Source organism: Ferrigenium kumadai (assembly GCF_018324385.1).
GTDB lineage: Bacteria > Pseudomonadota > Gammaproteobacteria > Burkholderiales > Gallionellaceae > Gallionella > Gallionella kumadai.
Map to the genome: position 1 here is coordinate 1,238,953 of NZ_AP019536.1, position 15,668 is coordinate 1,254,620.

Sequence of the window (15,668 nt, forward strand, 5' to 3'; positions counted from 1 at the left end):
ACTGCCTGCCTCTCAATATTCGACGGGGAATTTCGACCCGTTTTTACAAAGGCGCACACGCGAGCGACGAAGTATATTCAAAATGAATGGTTTAAGCAAAGAATCCGTCACCTTCCTTGAGATAGACGAATCAGGGGAGACGCAGCGCATCGATAACTTCCTGTTCCGTCACCTGAAAGGCGTGCCGAAGAGCCATGTCTACCGCATTTTGCGCGGCGGGGAGGTGAGGGTGAACAAGAAGCGGGTGGACCAGACCTACCGCCTGCAGATGGGGGATGTGCTGCGCATTCCCCCTATTCGCGTCGCGGAAAAGCCCGAGGCCGAGTTCGTGCCGGCGGTGGAGTTCCCCATCCTGTACGAGGATGACGCACTGCTGGCGGTGAACAAGCCCTCCGGGACGGCGGTGCACGGCGGCAGCGGGGTCAGCTTCGGCGTCATCGAGCAGCTGCGCCGCGCGAGGCCGCAGGCCAAGTTCCTGGAACTGGTGCACCGGCTCGACCGCGAGACCTCCGGCGTGCTGCTGGTGGCGAAGAAGCGCTCCGCGCTGACCGGGCTGCACGAGATCATGCGCGAGGGCAACAGCGACAAGCGCTATTACGCGCTGGTGCTGGGGCAGTGGAAGAACGCGCGCCAGCACGTCAAGCTGCCGCTGCACAAGTTCGACACCCCGCAGGGCGAGAAGCGCGTGATGGTGCGTGAGGACGGCCAGCACGCCCACACCATCTTCAGTCTGCAAAAGAGCTGGCCGGAATTCAGCCTGCTCGAAGCCGAGCTCAAGACGGGCCGCACCCACCAGATTCGCGTCCACCTGTCGCACCTGGGCTTCCCCATCGCGGGCGACGACAAATACGGCGATTTCGCGCGCAACAAGGAACTGGCGAAGCGGGGCCTGAAGCGCATGTTCCTGCACGCGCATTCGATCTCGTTCAACCATCCGCTCACGGGCGAACCGCTGAGCATCACTGCGCCGTTGCCCAAGGAACTGCAGTCCTTCGTGGATAAACTGGACGCCGCCGCGGCCTGAGCATCCGGGCGGAAAATCCTAAATTTTCCGCGCGGTTAGCCGATACTCAAGTCATGGGGCGTTCAGAATGCCCTCGAGGAGGGTGCCATGCGCAATGTTTCCAGTGTCACTTCGACTTATACCAGTATGGGCGAACGCTCGGTGAACGGGCTGGGCAGTGCCCATGCGGTCAAGCCGGTGCAGGCGCGCGGGCCGGCTTCGGCGGCTGAGCAAGACCGGCATCACCATGATGCGGCTCGGCATGAACGGCACGATATGCCCCGGGAGGAGCGGCGCAAGGTCGCCCGACGCGTTAGCCATCAGCCGGTGCTGGTCGAGCTGCGTTCCGGCGTTGACCGCCGCCGTCACAACCGGCGCGAGGGCGACATCGTCGAGCATATCGACGAAGAGGCCTAGCAGACTATCCGTCTGCTTGCGGGGCCACCACCACCCGGTTCCGCCCGCTCTCCTTCGCCATGTATAGCCCCTTGTCAGCCGACGCCATGACCTCCTGGCCGGTATTGCCGTGGATCGTGTAGGACGCAACACCCAGCGAGAGGGTGGCGCGAATTTCCTTTCCCTCATATGTCATCCGCAAAGCTTCGAATGAGGCACGCCATTGTTCGGCACGTTGAGTCGCCGTTACGATGGGAGTGTGGGGCAATACCGCCAGGAACTCCTCGCCGCCGAAGCGGCAGGCGATGTCGCGTCCGCGGATATGTCCGCTTAACAGTTCGCCCAATGCCTGGAGCACCAGATCGCCCGCTTGGTGACCATAGGTGTCGTTGATTTTCTTGAAGTGGTCGATATCCATCATGATCAGGCTTACGGGGTAGTTTTCCCGCTTCGCTCCGGCGAACTCACGAACCAGTGTTTCCTCCATATAGCGACGGTTGAACAGCCCGGTAAGGGGGTCGCGGATCGCCTGCTCGCGCAGCGTCTCCTGCAGTTTTTCGATTTCCTGCAACTGCGCGCCGAGGCGGCCATTGGCCTCATGCAATTCATTCTCGGCACGCTTGCGTTCGGTGATGTCGTGTATGGTTCCCCGCATTTTGACAGGCTTGCCGGAGTCGTCGAATTCCGCCTCACCGATCTGATGCACGACCCGGCTGTCCCCGCTAGGCAGAATGATCCGATGCTCGATGTCATAACCCTGACCGTGCAGCACCTTTTCTATGCTCTGGGCGACCAAAGGACGATCGTCGGGGTGGATGGCATCCATAAAGGCATCATAGGTGGGATCGAACAGTCCCGGCTGCCTGCCGAAGATGCGGAAAATCTCATCGGACCAAGCCAGATCGCCCCCCAGGATGTCCCATTCCCAGCTTCCCAAATGCGCGATTCCCTGCGCCTTTTTCAGACTTTGCTCGCTTTCCCTGAGCGCCTCCTCGGCGAGCACTCGCACCTCGATCTCGTGCTGCAGCTCTTCCCGGGAGGCAGTCACCTGCTGCAACCGTTCCAGCATGCGGTCGAAATCACGCGACAAGTCGCCCAGTTCGTCGTTGGTCGTCATACCCACCCGATGGCCGAGATCGCCGGAACCGATGATTTCCGTTTCCCGGCGCAACCGAAGCAGCGGCCCGATGATGCTCCGTCCGATCAGGTAAGCGAGCACCGCGATGGTCGAGGTCATGATTCCCGCCAGTACCAGGGAAATTCCGAAAACCTTGCGCCGGTATTGCGTGATTTCCGTCCGCTTGCGCCGTTGCAGTGAGAGGGCATCGGACAGCATGGCCTGAACGCCGAAACTCATCCGGTAAACCAGTCTTTCCTGCTGTTCGGCAACGATAGCCGCGGTTCCGCTCTTCCGCAGCCGCCGGGGCAGGAGCTGCGATGCCTCGAACAACTGCAATTGAATCTTGTGAGCATGACGCAGTCTTTCTATAACTGTCTTGTCTTGCGAGGTGTCGAAGCGCACTTCGCTCAGCAGTTCGCCGAGTTTCTGATGTTGTTTGAGCCATTGGTTGCGGGCGCGATACTCGTCGGGATGGAGGGAGAGATCCTGGCCGAGCAGGGTCAGCTGAAATATGTCCATTGCGATCACGCTAGCCTGGCGTTCAAGGGTGTTGGCGGCATCGATGTCCCGCTGTGCCTGGTAAAAGAGCAGCCCGAGCAGCAATCCCAAAGCCACCGACAGAAGCATCACGAGATGGATCTTGTATCTGATCTTCATGTTCTATGCTGTGTTTGGGGTCAGCGGATAATCGTTACGACCTCAGGCTTCAGACTTTTGAGGTCGTCCACATCGATCAGATTCAAATAGTCCGGCACTTTCTTGCGATCCGTCATGCCGGTTCTTATCGCCCAGCGCGCTTCAGCTTCCAGCAGAACCAGCAGCGACTGGGAGAGGGAGACATTCGGTCTGAGATCGTGAAGTATCTCTTCGACCTCTCCGGGATCGATCTTGAGTTGCCGCGCAAGGTAGACTGTTGTTTCCTCCGGGTGGGCAGCGATATAGTTCTCCGCGTCCAGCATTGCCCGCACCGCTTTGCGGGCGACCCTTGGGTTCATTTCGAAAAGGTCCAGACGTATCAACATCAGGTCCATCTGGTCGTAGATCTCCGGTGCACGGAAGACGATCGATTGGTCCTCGCCCAGAAGCGCACGTGCCTGGCTTATGTAGGGGGCGCGCATGGAAAAGGCGTCGACGGCGCCCGATGCCAGGGCCGCCGGCAGTTCTTCCGCTTTGAGGAAGGATATGCGGACATCCTTTTCCGTCATCTCATGCTCCAGAAGAAAAAGGTGAAGGAAGAAGTGCACCGCCGAACCCTTCTGGGTGGCGATGCGCTTGCCGCGCAGATCCTCCGGCCGCTCGATGCCCCGGTCCCGCCGCGCGATGATCATGTTCACGTTATTGGCCGAAAGGGTGGTCGAAACGATCCTGAAATCGGCTCGCTCGAAGCCTGCCAGCGCAACCGGCGTTTCATTGCTCCATGCGATATCCGCCTGTCCGGCAAACAGTCCCTTATCCAGCGCTATTTTTCCGCTTGGATATTCCTTGACCGATACATCGAGGCCGTTGGCGGCGAAGAAACCCCGCTCCAATGCCACATGGGCAATGAGGCTGGTTGGGTGCATCGGCAGGGCGATCCTCACCGCATCTCTGGGCTCGGCCTGGGCGGGAGGCGGGGTGCGGATGAAATACCAGGCTGTTGCCAGCGTGGCGCCCGCAACGAAAATTGTAGCCAGCAGTTGGGCGTTCAGGCGCACCACGATCGACCCTGGGATAGATAGGAAGGTTTCTTCCTGGCGTAACACTGCCCGGTAAAAATCGGATCGTGCCGACGAGATTCGGAAGGCGGGAATTTCCGGTTATGGTGATGTCCAGCGAGCATGGTTTTGTTCTACCTGGAAAATTGCACGGACCGACCTGTGGCCGACTATGGCAGAAGCATTTTGTTCGTTCAATCAGGTGAATCGTGTATCGCAGTGCCGAGGGAAGAACCTTTCTCCGGAGGGGAAGTCCGACTGCAAGGGATTCCCGGTTCGCACTCGATGGAGGTGGAGCATGGACAGGCGCGCATTCATCAAGCTGGCGGCAGGCGGGGCAGGGGCGCTGGCGATGTCGAAGTTCCTCATGCTGGGGCAGGCCTTTGCTGCGGAGCGCATAGTCAAGACCATTAGGACCGATGCGGAGTGGAAGAAGCTGCTCACCCCCGAGCAATACTATGTGCTCCGCCAAGAAGGCACCGAGCGTGCATACGCCAGTCCGCTCGACCATGAGAAGCGACGCGGGATGTATCTCTGCGTCGCCTGCGACCTGACGCTGTTCCCCTCGAAGTACAAGTTCGACAGCGGCACAGGATGGCCGAGCTTTTACGACGTGCTGCCCGGCCATGTCGAGACCAGGACCGACTACAAGCTCATCCTGCCGCGCACCGAATACCATTGCGCGCGCTGCGGCGGACATCAGGGCCATGTGTTCAACGACGGCCCGAAATCTACGGGGCTGCGCTACTGCAACAACGGCGTGGCGCTGAGATTCGTGCCGGACTGAGGCGTCGATGAACACCCTCGACATCGGTCTTGCGTTCCTCGAAGGCCTGGCACTGATCGTTTCGCCCTGCATCCTGCCGGTACTGCCGCTGGTGCTGGCGACTTCGGCGGGGGGCGGCAGGCGCCGGCCCTACGGAATCATCATCGGCTTCGTGCTCGCGTTCAGCGTGTTCGCCGTCGTGGCGCGCAAGCTCGTTGCGTTGCTGGGTATCGACCTCGACATCGTCAAGGACGTCTCGCTGGTGCTGCTCGCGCTGTTCGGGCTGGTGCTGCTTTCGTCCCGGCTGTCGGAAAGATTCAGCTCGCTGACGCAAGGCGCGGCGAACCTCGGCAATGAACTCGCCTCGACCAAAGGGGAAGGGCTGCTCAGCGGCATCGTCATCGGCGCGCTGATCGGGCTGGTATGGACACCCTGCGCGGGGCCGATCCTCGCCGCCGTGCTGGTGCAGGTGATCCGCCAGCAGAGTGACCTCGCGGGCAACCTCGTCATACTGTCGTTCGGCATCGGTGCGGGCGTGCCTATGCTCATCATCGCGCTGACCGGGCGCAAGATGATGAACAAACTCAGTTTCTTTGCCCACCACGCCGAGGCAGTGCGCAAGGGGTTCGGCGTGCTGATCCTGCTGGCAGTCGTCTACATCGCTTCCGGCGCGAACATCGAATCATTGTTCCTTTCCGGCAGCAAGGACGCGCAGCCTCGCGGCGAACTGGTGTTGCAGGAGGGATTGCGCCAGTCTTACGCCGCGCCGGAATTCCTTGAGGTCGGGACCTGGCTGAATTCGCCGCCGCTCACCATGAAATCGCTGAGAGGCAAGGTGGTGCTGGTCGATTTCTGGACCTATTCCTGTGTCAACTGTGTGCGCACGCTGCCTTACCTCACCGACTGGGACAGGAAATACCGCGACAAGGGACTGGTGATCGTCGGGGTGCATTCGCCGGAATTCGAGTTCGAGAAGAAGACCGCCAATGTCCAGGCCGCGATCGCGCAATACGGTATCCGTTATCCCGTTGCACAGGACAACCTGCTTTCCACATGGGTGAATTTCGACAACCGCTACTGGCCTGCGCACTACCTCATCGACAGGCAGGGACAGGTGGTCTACACGCATTTCGGTGAAGGCAAATACGACGTCACGGAGAACAATATCCGCTACCTGCTCGGCCTGAAGGAGAAGGGCGAGACCATCAAGGTGGAAGGGCCGACGTTCGCGCTGGGACAGACGCCGGAGACCTACCTGGGCTACGGGAGGGCGGACAGTTTTGGCGGCAGGGAACGTGTTGTGCCCGATGTATCAGGCAGCTACCGGTTCCCTGCATTCCTGCCGGATGACGAATGGGCGCTGAACGGGCGCTGGAAGGTAGAGCGCGAGAAGGTCGTCAGTGCTGAAACGGGCGCCGCGCTGCGCCTCAACTTCAAGGCGCGAAAGGTCTTTCTCGTGCTCGGCACCGCCAGCGGCAATCCGGTGCATGTCTCGCTGAAGTTGAACGGCGAGGCTGTCGGGATCAATGCGGGCAAGGATGCGCCCGCGGGCGCGGTCACCGTCCAGCGCAACACGCTTTACGAACTGATCGACCAGAAGGTGCCCAAGAACGGCCTGCTCGAGATCCAGGCCGACACGCCTGGACTCGAGGCCTACGCGTTCACCTTCGGCTAATTGTTTCTTCTTTCTGAGCGTGAATGGCGCATCTATTTGACACTCGGAACCGTGCGACATAGCATTCGCCACGATACATGGCGAGCGATACGAATACCCTCCGCTCACCATGTGGTGCCATCCCGTATCTCAATCCGATATCATCATCAGGATGTTGAACGCACCGATCATGTCACGCTCCACTGCATCTGCATCACTGTCGGCTGCGGATATCTCTCCCGGTGCGACACCGGGCGAACTGCGCTGTACGGGCGCGTGGCTGTTGCGTTCGGCGGCTCAGATCGAGGAACGCATCGGTGCTTGTCTCAAAGCGACGACGCTGCCGGCCGGGGGCGAGTTGCTGATCGATGCGCAAGGCATCACCGCGCTGGATACCTCGGGAGCATGGCTGCTGCATCGCACACGGCGCGATCTCGAAGCCGCAGGGAACGCCGTGCGTTTCATCGGCCTGCGGCCGGAATTCGAGGCCCTGCTGCGCCTGATCGCCACGCGCACAGGGACTTCCGCCAGCGCGCCATTGCACGTTCCCGGCATTTTTGCCCGCATCGGCGGCAAAGCGTTGGAGAATCTGTTCGGTGCGTTCGGGCTGCTGTCCTTTCTCGGGGCAAGTGCGATAGCGTTGATGCGCGAACTGTTGCAGCCGCGCCGCGTCCGCTGGAAATCCATCCTGTATAACCTGCAGACCACCGGCGTTGCGGCGTTGCCGATCACCGGCTTGCTCTCTTTTCTGCTCGGCATCGTCATCGCCTATCAGGGGGCGGAGCAGCTGAGCCGCTTCGGCGCCAATATCTACATCGTCGACCTGGTCGGTCTGTCGATGGTGCGCGAGCTCTCTCCGCTGATCACCGCCATCATCATCGCCGGCCGTTCCGGTTCAGCTTATGCGGCACAGATCGGCACCATGAAGGTAACCGAGGAGGTCGACGCGCTGCGTACCATCGGTATCGGGCCGCTCGACCTCCTGGTGCTGCCCAAGGTGATCGCGCTGGTGATCGCGCTGCCGTTGCTGACTGTTTATACCGACATCATGGGCATCCTTGGCGGCATGGTGATGGCGCGCGCCCAGCTCGACGTCGGATTCACCACTTTCATCGACCGTCTCGAAGATGCGGTCAGTCTGACTTCGTTCATGATCGGCATCGGCAAAGCGCCGGTATTCGCGGTGATCATCGCGCTGGTGGGCTGCTATCAAGGATTCCAGGTGAGCGGCAGTGCCGAGAGCGTAGGACAACAGACCACGAAAAGCGTGGTGCAGTCCATCTTCCTGGTGATCCTGACAGATGCGCTGTTCTCCATCGCGTTCAGTTGGCTGCATATATGAGTGCCGCCGTCGACACCGCCGTGACCGACGCCAGGCATCCAGATTCGGAGGCCGCCGTCGTCGAGATACGCGATCTGAATACGCGTTTCGGCGATGCGGTCGTGCACCGCGACGTGAGCCTTTCGGTGCGGCGCGGCGAGATATTCGCGCTGGTCGGCGGCAGCGGCTGCGGAAAATCGACCATGCTGCGCGAGATCATCATGCTGCAGCAGCCGGTGTCGGGTTCGATCCGGGTGTTCGGCCGGGAGGTGATAGGGCTGTCCGACGAAGAGGCGCTGCCGTTCAGACGCCGCTGGGGCGTGATGTTCGAGCGCGGCGCGCTGTTCAGTTCGCTAACCGTGATGGAGAATGTCGCGATGGTGATCAGGGAACACACCGATCTCGAACCGGCGCTGGCCGATGAGATCGCCACCCTCAAGATCGCACTCACCGGCTTGCCGGCCGACGCCGGCCAGAAGTACCCGAGTGAACTCTCCGGCGGCATGAGGAAGCGCGCGGCGCTGGCGCGGGCGCTGGCGCTCGATCCGGAACTGCTTTTTCTGGACGAGCCGACTGCCGGCCTCGATCCCCTGAGCGCCACCGGCATTGACGAACTGGTGCGCCATCTGCGCGATGCGCTCGGCCTCACCATCATGATGGTCACTCACGACCTTGACCTGTTGTGGCGAGTGGCGGATCGCGTTGCGGTGCTGGGGGACGGGCGCATTCTGGGGGTGGGCACGATGCAGGAATTGGCGCGTTCGGAAGATGCGGTGATACGGGAATATTTTCACGGCCCGCGGGGAAGAGGGGCATTGGAGCAGGCATGGAATCGAAAGTGAAATTCGCGGTGGTCGGACTCTTCGTTTTGATACTCGGGGCGCTGCTGATCGGAGGCGTGCTGTGGCTTTCCGGCGGCAAGTCCTACGGCAAGAGCTACGACACCTATCTGGTCTACATGAGCGAATCGGTGTCCGGCCTGAGCCAGGACGCACCGGTACGTTATCGCGGTGTGCAGGTCGGCAGGGTGAGGCACATCTCGCTCGCACCGGACAATGTCGAGCTGGTGAAACTTACGCTGGATATCGAACGTGGCACGCCGGTGAAGCAGGATACGGTAGCAGTGCTGCAGGTTCAGGGGTTGACCGGCATCGCCCATGTCGACCTTTCCGGAGGTAGCCGCGATTCGCCGCCCCTGAAGCCGTGGCCGGATGAGGAATATCCGGTGATCCGCACAGGGCCGTCGCTGATGCTGCGCCTGGATAATGCGGTTACCGCGTTGCTTACCAACCTCAACCGCAGCAGCGAAAACATCAACGCCTTGCTGGATCAGGAAAATCGCACCGCATTGCGCCACACTCTGGCCAACCTGGAACGGCTGTCCGGCGCACTTGCCGGCGCCGAATTGCCGCAATTGCTGCAGCGCCTCCAGCGCAGCGCCGATGCCTTCGACCGGATGGCGAATGAAGCCGCGCGCGCCGGGGCCAGCACCGCGGACACCGCCGACAGCGTGCGTGCCGAGGCTTTGCCGGAAGCGCGCCAAGCGATCGCCGAACTGCGCGAACTGACTTCCTCGTTGCGTCGCTTCAGCGAGGCGCTGGAGCGCAACCCCGGCATGCTGCTGCAGGGCAGAGAGAACGTGAAACCCGGACCGGGCGAATGACACCTGATAACGGAAGCGACTATATGAAATCCAACCATACGATATGGTATACGCGACTCACGGCGATGTTCCCGACCGTGGCTATCCTTGCGCTGGTGGTGCTCGGTGGCTGTTCGGTTTTGCCGCCTTCGCCCCCACCGGACAACATCTATCTGCTGGAAGCCAGGACGACTTCTCTACCAGCCCCGGTCCATCCTGTTTCAGCGACCAGGCGCGATCTTGTGCTCGCGGTCAGCATGCCGCGTGCCCGTGCCGGTTTCGATACCGCCCGGATGATCTGGGTGCGTCAGGCGCACGGACTCGAGGTCTATTCGCGCAACCGCTGGGCGGATACGCCGGCACGCATGCTTGCACCGCAGCTCGTTCAGGCGCTGGAGCGATCCGGAGCGTTCCACGCGGTGGTGCTGTCTCCTTCACGCGTATCGGTCGCGTTGCGTCTGGATACCGAACTCATCCGCTTGCAGCAGGATTTCACCGTAAAACCGAGTGAAGTGCGCTTCACGCTGGGCGCGCAGTTGATCGACACCGGTACGCAGCGGGTGATAGCCACGGCGGAGTTCGACGAGACCGAAAAATGCGAGACCGAGGATGCCTATGGCGGCGTGCTCGCCGCCAATCGGGCGTTGGAACGTCTGCTGGCCAGACTTGCGGCCTTCTGTGCCGGAAATTCGCGCTGACCCGCGCATTTTTCCTGATCCAGGATATGCCTGTCCCGGTGCCTGCAGATTAAGGCAATTACCTTATGGAGAACCGTCCGTTGAGAGGCTAGATTGATGTTCCTTCATCAATCAGGAGGTGCCAGATGAAAAAGGCAGAACTCAAGAATTTTGCGAATGCGGATGAGGTTCGTGAATTTCCAAAGGGGCGGCTTGAGCTGGTCAAGATCGGTGGCGCAACGGTCGGTCGCGCAACCTTCGAGCCGGGGTGGCGATGGTCAACGTCTCTCCAGCCGATAGCCAAGACAAAAAGCTGCGAGGCCCCACATTTCCAGTACCACGTATCAGGCATCCTGAAGATCGTCATGGATGACGGGACCGAGCTGTTGGCTAAGCCGGGCGACGTTTCCAATCTTCCCTCAGGACATGACGCCTGGGTCGTGGGCGATGAGCCGGCAGTCGTTGTCGATTTCCAGGGAATGATCGACTATGCCAAATCCCGCTAGATGGTCCATAGAGGCATATACAGTGGCGTGTGAAATTATCGAAATGACCGCTGACAACAATCTCCCCACAGCCAAATGGACACAATCGACCATTATGAAATCATCAGGGAACTAGGTAGCGGCGGAACCAGCACCGTATATCTTGCGCTGGATGCGTTCAATAACCGGCAAGTCGCAATCAAGCTGTTTCAGGTGGACACGCTACGCGATCCAAGTCTCGCCAAAGCCCGGCGCAAGCTGTTGCTGACGGAAGCCTCCCTGGTCGGAAAATTATCCCATCCGCATATCGTGAAGGTTTTCGATGCCGTCTTGAAAGGCACGAACAATTACATGGTGATGGAGTATGTCGAGGGGAAATCGCTGGCGCACTATACCTACCCATCACGTTTGCTGCCGTTCAGTACCATTGCGGAGATCATGTACAAATGCTGCAAGGCGCTGGAATATGCACAACATCAAGGCGTGATACACCGCGACATCAAGCCGGACAACATCCTGTTGAATGCTCAGGGCGACATCAAGATCTCCGATTTCGGCTCGGCGATCATCGTGAGCCATCAAACCACCCAGGTGGCCGGTGTGGGCTCCCCCGCATACATGTCGCCGGAGCAGTTCAGCGAGCTTGAGTTGACCCACCAGACCGATATCTATTCCCTCGGCGTGACCATGTTTCAATTGCTCACCGGCAAGTTGCCCTTTGAGTCAGGCAACCAGTTCAGCATGATTTACCAGATCATGAATGTCGAACCGCAGGCTCCGAGCAAATTACGCCCCGAAGTCCCTCCGGAACTGGATGCCATTGTGCTGCATGCCATGGAGAAAGACCGGTCCCGGCGCTACCAGACATGGGATGAGTTTGCACATGATCTGATGAGTTTCTTCAGCAATAACGTGGTGACGCAGACGGAAATCTTCGACATGGAGAAATTCGATATCTTGCGCGAACTGCTTTTCTTCAAGAATTTCAGTGATGTCGAATTGTGGGAGGTGCTGCGCATCAGCGAATGGCGCAAGGTGAACAGCGGTGAAATCATTTTGCGTGAAGGAGAACGGGGGCGAGAGTTCTATATTCTGGGGCAGGGATCGGTCAAAGTGCTCAAGGACGGGCTTGTGTTGAGCGTCTTGAACAAAGGGGATTGCTTCGGTGAAATGGCGCACCTGTCCGAGCGGGCCTTTACCCGCTCCACGGATGTGGTCGCAGATTCCAATGTCACCCTGATCGAAATCAATCCGGATATGCTGAAGAGGGCTACGACAGAGTGCCGTTTCAAGATCGACGGCGCTTTTCTGCGATTATTGGTAAAACGCCTCGATGACGCGAATACGCGCATTTCCCATCTCTTGTCGTCCCTCTCGTGAGGGATATCCCCCAATACGCTTAGCCCTTGGTGCGCACCAGAAACACCGTCACTTCTTCGCGGTCATGGTAGAGCTGCTTGGCGCTCATCCGGTAGTTGATGCCTTCTTCGTCCAGTTGCGCGCGGATGCCGTTCAGTGCGCCGTCCACTGCGGCGAGGCGCTGCTTCATCGGCAGCTTGAGGTTGAAGATAGCGTGTCTTGCGTATCCGGCAGCGAACCAGTTGCCGATCAGCGCGCCGACCTTCGCTGGCTTCTCGACCATGTCGCACACCAGCCAGTCCACCGCCTTGCGCGGCGCGTACTTGAAGCCGTCCTGACGCAGGTGCTGCACCAGCGGGTGGTTCGCCAGCACGCCCTTCATCGGGCCGTTGTCGACCGCGGTGACGCGGATGCCGCGCTTGACCAGTTGCCAGGTCCAGCCGCCGGGGGCCGCGCCGAGATCGACGGCGGTCATGCCCTGACGCAGCAGGCGGGTCTGTTCGCTTTTGTCCATGAACACTTCGATGGCCTCGGCCAGTTTCAGCGTGGAACGGCTCGGTGCTTCCGATGGCATGTGCTGGCGCAGGATGCCCATGTGCCAGGGCGCGCTGTTGTATGGATCGCTGCTGCCGATCAGCGCAGTGGACTTGTCCGGGAAGAACACATGCAGGCGCGGCAGTTTTCTGTTTGCGTCTTGGGTGTCTTCAGGCAATTTTCCCTGCGAGCGCAGCGGCTCTTCCAGCAGCGGCTGGAAGCGGCGGGTGAACGCGGACAGCGTCTTGCCGTCGTTGGTGTCAGGCACTTCCAGCCACAGCGTGCCGAAGGTCTCGGGCAGCTCCGCAATGGCCTCGACCAGCGGCGTGAGGCGGTCGCGATCAGACAGCTCTTCGATGATGTAATGCAGCCGGATCAGCTGGCGCGCGAACACCAGTTCGCGGTAGGACAGCTGTTGATCGTTGAGCACGACCACGACATAGCCGCTGTCGGCCTGGATCGGCGGTTGTTCGGCGATCACCGGTTTCTGCTGGCGCGCCTGGCGCAGGGCCTCCTGTGCGCAGTCCTGTTCGAAGCCGGGACGGCAGTACAGCAGCCAATGGGTGGTGGAAGGTTCTTGCATGTGCGGCCTCTATATGGGTTTTAAACGTCCGAGCGCAGACGCGGCAGGTGGATGTGCCAGCGGATCGCGGCGAGGCGTATCGCCACCGTACAGATCATGGCGAACAGGATGGCCAGGTTGTGCCCCATGCCATAGTCGTCGAGGGCGATCAGCAGCAGGGCGCCCGCCAGCGAGGCGGTGGCATAGATGTCGGTGCGGAAGATCAGCGGGACTTCGTTGCACAGGATGTCGCGGATCACGCCGCCGAACACGCCGGTGATCACGCCCATCAGGGCGGCGATCAGCCAGGGAACACCGAGCTGGAGCGCGACGCTGGTGCCGATCACGGTGAACAGCGCCAAGCCTATCGCATCGGGCACGAGGAAGAAATTCTTGGGCAGCCTGATGCGGCGGCTCAGGAAAAACGTGAGCGTGCCGGCCACCATGCCCACCACGACGTAGATCGGGTCGTGCACCCAGTACACCGGCAGACGGCCCAGCAGGAGGTCGCGGACCGTGCCGCCGCCGATGCCGGAAATCACCGCGATTACCACCACCCCGAACAGGTCCAGTTCGCGGCGGCGCGCTTCCAGCGTGGCGGTGATGGCGCAGACGGCGACGGCACAAAGGTCAAGGAGGTAGATCAGATTCATGGGAAGGTATCGGGAATGAAGGCGCGCATTATACGGGGCGTGGCGGTATCCGCGTGCGCATTCGGCCGGGAGCGCGTGGCATGGTAATATCGGCGCCTATTTTTAGGCGGCAGGGCGATGGGCAAGCGTTACGATTTGATAGTGTTCGACTGGGACGGGACGGTGATGGATTCGACCGCGGTGATCGCGGGCTCGATCCAGGCCGCGTGCCGCGACCTGGATCTGCCTGTGCCGAGCGACGAGGATGCGCGCCACGTGATCGGCCTCGGGCTGGGGCAGGCGCTGCGCCATGCCGTGCCGACGGCGCCGGAATCCATGTACGAACCGCTGGCGGAACGTTACCGCCATCACTTCCTCGCGCAGGACCAGACCATCCCGTTGTTCGAGGGAGCACGCGAAACCATAGAGGAACTGCACGGCGCTGGATACTGGCTGGGCGTGGCCACGGGCAAGAGTCGCGCGGGGCTGGAGCGCGTGCTGGATGCCAGCGGATTGCGGTCGTATTTTCACGCCACGCGCACGGCGGACCAGACCTTTTCCAAGCCGCATCCGGCGATGCTGCTGGAACTGATGGACGAACTGGCGGTCGACGCAGACCGCACGCTGATGATCGGCGATACCACACACGATGTCCAGCTGGCGCAGAATGCCGGGGTGGACGTGGTGGCGGTGGCATACGGCGCGCATCCGCCCGAGCAGTTGCAGGAGCTGGCGCCGCTCGCGCTGGTTGGGGATTTCGCCGAACTGCGCGAGTGGCTGAGAAACAATGCTTAACGTTTAGATAAAAGGAATTGCGATGTCGGATCAGAACAACAACAATTGGGAACGCGGTGTGCTGGAGAAACTGGCGATGTCCGCCGTTCAGGAACAGCGCCGTGCTCGCCATTGGGGCATCTTCTTCAAGGCGCTGACCTTCGGCTACCTGTTCCTGGTGCTGTTCATCATCATGGGCTGGTTCGGCGAGAAGGAGCCCGCATTGAGTACCGGCAAGCACACCGCGCTGATCGACATGCAGGGCGTGATCGCACCGGATTCCGCGGCGAGCGCCGATTTCCTGATCCCGAGCCTGCAGGATGCCTTCGAGGATAAGGGCACTCAGGGTGTGATCCTGCGCATCAACAGCCCCGGCGGCAGCCCGGTTCAGGCGGGGCAGATCAACGACGAGATCCGCCGCCTGCGCGCGAAGTACCCGCAGATCCCGCTGCATGTGGTGGTCGAGGACATTTGCGCTTCCGGCGGTTACTACGTGGCAGTCGCGGCCGACAAGATCTTTGTGGACAAGGCCAGTCTGATCGGCTCCATCGGGGTGCTGATGGACGGTTTCGGCTTCACCGGTACGATGGAGAAGATGGGCGTGGAGCGCCGCCTGCTCACCGCGGGCGAGAACAAAGGTTTCCTCGATCCTTTCTCGCCTGCCGATCCGAAACAGCAGGCATACGCCAAGCAGATGCTCGCAGAGATCCACCAGCAGTTCATCGACGTGGTTAAGCAGGGGCGCGGCAAGCGCCTGAAGGAAACGCCTGACACTTTCAGCGGCCTGGTGTGGAACGGCCAGCGCGGCGTGGAGATGGGGCTGGCGGACGGTTACGGCAGCGTGGAGTCGGTGGCGCGCGACGTGATCAAGGCCGAGAAGATCGTGAACTTCACCATGAAGGAAAGCTTCGGCGAACGTCTGGCGAAGCGTTTCGGCGCGGGTGTGGCGAGCGCGTTGGGCTATTCGGCACAGGGCGGCGTATCGCTACGCTAACAGCTTTAGTTCCGTAGGTCGGGTTAGCCAAGGGCGTAACGCGACATTTTCGATT

16 protein-coding genes are annotated in these 15,668 nt (G+C 60.7%); 12 read left to right on the forward strand and 4 right to left on the reverse strand.

What is annotated here, in order from left to right; genetic code table 11:
- Nucleotides 1-82: 82 nt before the first annotated feature.
- Nucleotides 83-1,024, forward strand: a complete 942-nt coding sequence (locus FGKAn22_RS05970; RefSeq protein WP_212787050.1) for an RluA family pseudouridine synthase — start codon at nucleotides 83-85, stop codon at nucleotides 1,022-1,024.
- An 87-nt stretch (nucleotides 1,025-1,111) separates the two neighbouring features.
- Entirely contained in the window at nucleotides 1,112-1,420 is a 309-nt protein-coding gene (locus tag FGKAn22_RS05975; protein ID WP_212787051.1) for a hypothetical protein, read from the forward strand.
- 4 nt (nucleotides 1,421-1,424) lie between these two features.
- Here FGKAn22_RS05975 and FGKAn22_RS05980 read toward each other — a convergent pair whose 3' ends face one another.
- On the reverse strand, nucleotides 1,425-3,176 hold the full coding sequence (locus FGKAn22_RS05980) for a diguanylate cyclase (protein WP_212787052.1): 1,752 nt from the start codon (nucleotides 3,174-3,176) through the stop codon (nucleotides 1,425-1,427).
- A 20-nt stretch (nucleotides 3,177-3,196) separates the two neighbouring features.
- The gene (locus FGKAn22_RS05985; protein ID WP_212787053.1) at nucleotides 3,197-4,216 is read right to left on the reverse strand and encodes an ABC transporter substrate-binding protein; all 1,020 of its coding nucleotides are present in this window, start codon (nucleotides 4,214-4,216) and stop codon (nucleotides 3,197-3,199) included.
- Nucleotides 4,217-4,511: 295 nt separating this feature from the next.
- On the opposite strand from FGKAn22_RS05985, the gene msrB reads away from it, so the two are divergent.
- The 8 genes from msrB to FGKAn22_RS06025 all read left to right on the forward strand — a co-directional run bounded on the left by msrB (nucleotide 4,512) and on the right by FGKAn22_RS06025 (nucleotide 12,138).
- A complete protein-coding gene (gene msrB, locus FGKAn22_RS05990; RefSeq protein WP_212787054.1) occupies nucleotides 4,512-5,000 on the forward strand; it encodes a peptide-methionine (R)-S-oxide reductase MsrB in 489 nt (162 codons plus the stop codon).
- A 7-nt stretch (nucleotides 5,001-5,007) separates the two neighbouring features.
- The gene (locus FGKAn22_RS05995) at nucleotides 5,008-6,654 is read left to right on the forward strand and encodes a cytochrome c biogenesis protein DipZ (RefSeq protein WP_212787055.1); all 1,647 of its coding nucleotides are present in this window, start codon (nucleotides 5,008-5,010) and stop codon (nucleotides 6,652-6,654) included.
- A gap of 169 nt (nucleotides 6,655-6,823) precedes the next feature.
- On the forward strand, nucleotides 6,824-7,975 hold the full coding sequence (locus tag FGKAn22_RS06000) for an ABC transporter permease (protein ID WP_212787056.1): 1,152 nt from the start codon (nucleotides 6,824-6,826) through the stop codon (nucleotides 7,973-7,975).
- Nucleotides 7,972-8,796 carry an ABC transporter ATP-binding protein gene (locus tag FGKAn22_RS06005; RefSeq protein WP_212787057.1) on the forward strand — a complete coding sequence of 275 codons (825 nt, stop codon included), beginning with the start codon at nucleotides 7,972-7,974 and terminating at the stop codon, nucleotides 8,794-8,796. Before FGKAn22_RS06000 ends, FGKAn22_RS06005 begins: the two co-directional genes overlap by 4 nt.
- A complete protein-coding gene (locus FGKAn22_RS06010) occupies nucleotides 8,781-9,617 on the forward strand; it encodes an MlaD family protein (RefSeq protein WP_212787058.1) in 837 nt (278 codons plus the stop codon). Before FGKAn22_RS06005 ends, FGKAn22_RS06010 begins: the two co-directional genes overlap by 16 nt.
- A 23-nt stretch (nucleotides 9,618-9,640) precedes the next feature.
- Nucleotides 9,641-10,294, forward strand: a complete 654-nt coding sequence (locus FGKAn22_RS06015; protein WP_212787059.1) for an ABC-type transport auxiliary lipoprotein family protein — start codon at nucleotides 9,641-9,643, stop codon at nucleotides 10,292-10,294.
- A 125-nt stretch (nucleotides 10,295-10,419) separates the two neighbouring features.
- Nucleotides 10,420-10,779 (forward strand): cupin domain-containing protein, encoded by a 360-nt coding sequence (locus tag FGKAn22_RS06020; protein ID WP_212787060.1) that lies wholly within the window; start codon nucleotides 10,420-10,422, stop codon nucleotides 10,777-10,779.
- A 75-nt stretch (nucleotides 10,780-10,854) separates the two neighbouring features.
- A complete protein-coding gene (locus tag FGKAn22_RS06025; RefSeq protein ID WP_212787061.1) occupies nucleotides 10,855-12,138 on the forward strand; it encodes a serine/threonine-protein kinase in 1,284 nt (427 codons plus the stop codon).
- Between the two features lie 19 nt (nucleotides 12,139-12,157).
- Here FGKAn22_RS06025 and rlmM read toward each other — a convergent pair whose 3' ends face one another.
- Nucleotides 12,158-13,234: a 23S rRNA (cytidine(2498)-2'-O)-methyltransferase RlmM gene (gene rlmM, locus FGKAn22_RS06030; protein WP_212787062.1), complete on the reverse strand. Its 1,077-nt coding sequence runs from the start codon at nucleotides 13,232-13,234 to the stop codon at nucleotides 12,158-12,160.
- A gap of 20 nt (nucleotides 13,235-13,254) precedes the next feature.
- Nucleotides 13,255-13,866 (reverse strand): trimeric intracellular cation channel family protein, encoded by a 612-nt coding sequence (locus FGKAn22_RS06035; RefSeq protein WP_212787063.1) that lies wholly within the window; start codon nucleotides 13,864-13,866, stop codon nucleotides 13,255-13,257.
- A gap of 117 nt (nucleotides 13,867-13,983) precedes the next feature.
- On the opposite strand from FGKAn22_RS06035, the gene FGKAn22_RS06040 reads away from it, so the two are divergent.
- Nucleotides 13,984-14,640, forward strand: a complete 657-nt coding sequence (locus FGKAn22_RS06040) for an HAD-IA family hydrolase (protein WP_212787064.1) — start codon at nucleotides 13,984-13,986, stop codon at nucleotides 14,638-14,640.
- A gap of 22 nt (nucleotides 14,641-14,662) precedes the next feature.
- Nucleotides 14,663-15,613: a S49 family peptidase gene (locus tag FGKAn22_RS06045; RefSeq protein ID WP_212787065.1), complete on the forward strand. Its 951-nt coding sequence runs from the start codon at nucleotides 14,663-14,665 to the stop codon at nucleotides 15,611-15,613.
- The last annotated feature ends 55 nt before the right edge of the window (nucleotides 15,614-15,668 follow it).